Source organism: Actinoplanes sp. NPDC051633, from assembly GCF_040681735.1.
GTDB lineage: Bacteria > Actinomycetota > Actinomycetes > Mycobacteriales > Micromonosporaceae > Actinoplanes.
On record NZ_JBFAZH010000752.1, the window covers coordinates 1 to 3865 of the forward strand.

The window sequence follows — 3865 nt, forward strand, 5'->3', positions numbered from 1 at the left end:
GGCCGTCGTCCCCCATGGACGTGGATTTCGGGGTTTCGGTCACCCGGATCCTGGTGGCTGCTTCGGAGGCTGCTTCTTCCGGGCGGGTCGTTGCGGTGTCGTCGGACTGAGGTTGCGCTTACAAAACCGTCAAGCATGGCCCGTCGGTGGATCTGTCGTTTCTGTCGTGAGGGCGCTTGCTCCTTCAGTGTCGTTGCGGTCAGGTCAAGAGCTGGCACCGGCGGCGGGGGGTCGCCAGGCGCGGGGCTGCGGCAGGCGTCCCGTGCGAGCCGTTGTTGGGCCGTGTGAGGTCAACCCCGGGGCACTGCGACGGCTTCTTGAGAATGGGCGCGGCCGAACTCGCTGCGTGCGGCCAGGCGTCGGTCCGGCGCGTGTGACGTTCTTCCGCTGCGGCCTTCTGCGGCTCGGCGTGGGTGCCGCAGGTCGGGCACGGGAAGAAGTGGTAGCTCACCACCCTTTCAGGCGGCCGCCCGGGTGGCTGGGCTACCACTTTTGCTCGCGGTGGGGACGAATCGCCTGCAGTGGTAGCTCATGCGCCTTTGGCGCGGGTGGATGCGTGGCTGGGCTACCACTTCTGGTTGCGGTGCGGACAAATCGCCCGCAGTGGTAGCGCACGCGCCTTTGGCGGGGCTGGATGGGCGGCTGGGCTACCACTTTTGCCTGCGGTGCGGACAGATCACCCGTAGTGGTAGCGCACGCGCCTTTCCCTTGGGCTGAAAGCCCGTTGCGCTACCACTGCCCGAAGCACACACCGCCGCACCCGAGCCTGAGTCGCAGAAGATGGCGTGCGGAAGAACGTCACACGCGCCCGACCACCGCCTGGCCGCACGCAGCGAGTTCGGCCGCAACCCCTCCCAAGGAGCCGTCGCAGTGCCCCGGGGTTGACCTGACGACGCCCAACGACGGCTTGTACGGGAGTCACTCACCGCATCTCGCGCCTGGCTCCTCCCCGTCGCCGGTGCCAGCTTTTGACTTGACCGCAACGACATGGGAGACCCGCAGGCGCCCTTACGGCGGAGACGACAGCTCCCAGCGACGGGCCTTGCTCTACGGTTCTTAAGCGCAGTCCCCCGACCATCCGCCGGGCCGAGTGCACCGAATACCAAGCGTGAGCCCCAGGCGAAAGGCCCCGACCCGATGACCGAGCGCGCCCGCGACCACCTCTCGGCCGTGCCCGAGCCGCCGCCCGACCCCGGCACCCTCCTCGGCGAGGTCGCCAAGGGTGACGACGAGGCGTTCGCCAAGCTGTACGACCTGGTGGCCCCGCGCGTCTACGGCCTCATTCGCCGCGTGCTGCGCGACCCCGCCCAGGCGGAAGAGGTGGCCCAGGAGGTGCTGGTCGAGGTCTGGCGGACGGCCGTCCGGTTCGACGGCGCGCGTGGATCGGCCACCTCGTGGATCTTCACGATCGCGCACCGGCGGGCCGTGGATCGGGTGCGGTCGGAGCAGTCGGCGGCCGCCCGGGTCATGAAGGTCGGGGTCGCCTCCGTGGAGATCCCGCACGACGACGTGGTCGACGAGGTCGCCGGGCGGCTCGAGCGTCAGCAGGTGCGCCGGTGTCTCGACGATCTCACCGGACTGCAGCGTGAGGCCGTGACGTTGGCCTACTACCAGGGGCATTCGTACCGGGAGGTGGCCGAGCTGCTCTCGACGCCGCTGCCGACGATCAAGACGCGGATGCGTGACGGGCTGATCCGGCTTCGCGACTGTCTCGGTGTGGAGGTGCCGGCATGACCACCACGGACATTCACGCGCTGGTCGGCGCGTACGCGCTCGATGCCGTCGACGATGTGGAGCGGGCCGCGTTCGAGCGGCATGTCGGCGAGTGTGAGAGCTGTCGCGTCGAGCTGGACGAGCTGCGGGAGACCTCGGCGCGGCTGGCCGACAGCACCTGGTCGGTGCCGCCACCCCGGATGCGGGGCGAGGTGATGGCCGCGATCGGCCGTACCCGGCAGCTGGCACCCGTTTCGCCGGCGCCGGTGCGGGCCGAGCGGGCGCCGGGACGTTACCGGCGCCGGCTGGTGGCCGCGGCCGCCGCGGTGGTGCTGGCCGGTGGGGCGAGTGCGACCGTCTATCAGGTGCAGGAGCAGCGGGTCCGCGATCAGCGCACGATCGCCGCGGAGGCCGCGCGGCAGCAGGCCCGCACCGGGCAGATCCTCGCGGCTCCCGACCTGGTCGTCCGGACCGCGCCGGTCATCGGGGGCGGGAAGGTGACCGTGGCGTCGTCGGCGGCGAACAACGCGGGTGTGGTGCTGCTCGGGGCCGACGCGCCGCCGGCCGGCGGCAAGGTCTTTCAGTTGTGGACGATCCGCGGGACCACCCCGAAGTCCGAAAAGGTCCTGGCCGTGGGCCAGACCAACGTCGTGCAGATCGTCGACGGGCTGCCGGGCTCCGACATGGTCGGGGTGACCGCGGAGCCGGCCGGTGGGTCTCCGGCGCCGACCCTGCCGCTCGTTTCGCAGGTGCCCCTGACCTGAGTCGGATTTCTTTGTCAATCGGCCAAGCCGGTCGGCGCGCAGCCCCGAATCAGTAGTGACACATCATTACAAAAAGGGGAAAAGCAATGCGCCTGACAAAGATCTCCGCCCTGGCGGCGGCCGCCTTCTTCACCGTCTCGATCTCGGCCTGCGGCAGCGACAGCTCCGGCTCGGGTGGCGGTGGAGAAGCGGCCGCGCCGATGACCAGCAGCGCGGCGCCAAGCATGTCGACCGCGATGATGAACTTCGGGCCGGGGTGTGCGGCCGTGCCGACCGATGACAGCAACCCGGGCAGCTTCGCCGCGATGGCCCAGGTGCCGGTCGCCACCGCCGCGTCGGGCAACCCGCTGCTCTCCACCCTGGTCACCGCGGTCAAGCAGGCCGGCCTGGTCGACTCGCTGAACACCGCGCCCGAGCTGACCGTCTTCGCGCCGACCAACGACGCGTTCGGCAAGATCCCGGCCGCGGACCTCAAGGCGGTGCTGGCCGACAAGAAGGTGCTGACCAGCATCCTGACCTACCACGTGGTGGCCGGGAAGCTGTCGCCGTCCGAGCTGGCCGGCACCCACAAGACGCTGCAGGGCGACTCGATCACCGTCGCGGGCAGCGGCGAGGACTTCAAGGTCAACGGCATGTCGACCGTGGTCTGCGGCAACGTCCAGACGGCGAACGCGAACGTCTACATCGTGGACAGCGTTCTGATGCCGAAGAGCTGACGTCATGCGCCGAGTGATTGCGCCGGCTCTGCTCGGAGTGCTGTCGGCGGCGTGCGGGGTTGCGGTGGGCGAGTTGCTCGCCGCCGCGACCCGGCCGCCGGCCGGGCCGTTGGTCGCGGTGGGCGGGGCGATCGTCGACGCGACGCCGACCCCGGTCAAGGAGTTCGCGGTACGGGAGCTCGGCACCTACGACAAGCCGGTGCTGCTCGGGTCGATCGGGCTGGCGCTGGCGATCTTCACCGCCGTTGTCGGCGTGCTGTCGGTGCGCCGGCGGTGGGTGGCGGTCGCCGGTGGTGTGCTCTTCGGGCTGGCGGGTGCGGCGGCGGCGCTGTCCCGGCCTGCGGCGATCGCCGTCGACGCGGTCCCGTCGCTGGTCGCCGCGTCCGTCGCGGGCGCCGTGCTGGTGCTGACGATCACCCGGGTGACGACTCCCCGGACGGCGGTGACCGCGGCGGCGCCGGGAAAGCCTGTGCACGTACTCGTGGATCGTCGTGCGTTTCTGCACGCCGCCTCACTGGTCGCCGGCGGGGTGGTGGTGTCGGGTGGCGCGGCGGCGCTGGTGCGGCGGAGGCGCGGCGGGGCGGTCGCCGCGTCGCGCGAGGCGATCATGTTGCCGGCCGCGGCGGACCCGGCCGAGCCGCTGCCCCGCGGCGTCGGACCCGGCTTCGTCAC

4 protein-coding genes and 1 pseudogene are annotated in these 3865 nt (G+C 71.0%); 4 read left to right on the forward strand and 1 reads right to left on the reverse strand.

The features are described from left to right. The first annotated feature begins 1137 nt into the window (after positions 1-1137). Both AB0M20_RS31225 and AB0M20_RS31230 read left to right on the forward strand, forming a co-directional pair. A complete protein-coding gene (locus AB0M20_RS31225) occupies positions 1138-1734 on the forward strand; it encodes a sigma-70 family RNA polymerase sigma factor (RefSeq protein WP_364303917.1) in 597 nt (198 codons plus the stop codon). Next, entirely contained in the window at positions 1731-2477 is a 747-nt protein-coding gene (locus AB0M20_RS31230; protein WP_364303918.1) for an anti-sigma factor, read from the forward strand. The genes AB0M20_RS31225 and AB0M20_RS31230 overlap by 4 nt, the downstream gene beginning before the upstream one ends. A gap of 49 nt (positions 2478-2526) precedes the next feature. Here AB0M20_RS31230 and AB0M20_RS31235 read toward each other — a convergent pair whose 3' ends face one another. Further along, positions 2527-2763, reverse strand: coding sequence for a hypothetical protein (locus AB0M20_RS31235; RefSeq protein ID WP_364303919.1), 237 nt, complete (start codon positions 2761-2763; stop codon positions 2527-2529). Here AB0M20_RS31235 and AB0M20_RS31240 point away from each other — a divergent pair. Both AB0M20_RS31240 and AB0M20_RS31245 read left to right on the forward strand, forming a co-directional pair. After that, positions 2744-3193, forward strand: a complete 450-nt coding sequence (locus tag AB0M20_RS31240) for a fasciclin domain-containing protein (protein WP_364303920.1) — start codon at positions 2744-2746, stop codon at positions 3191-3193. The genes AB0M20_RS31235 and AB0M20_RS31240 overlap by 20 nt on opposite strands. 4 nt (positions 3194-3197) lie before the next feature. Continuing rightward, a pseudogene (locus AB0M20_RS31245) lies at positions 3198-3865 on the forward strand (molybdopterin-binding oxidoreductase); the annotation flags it as partial.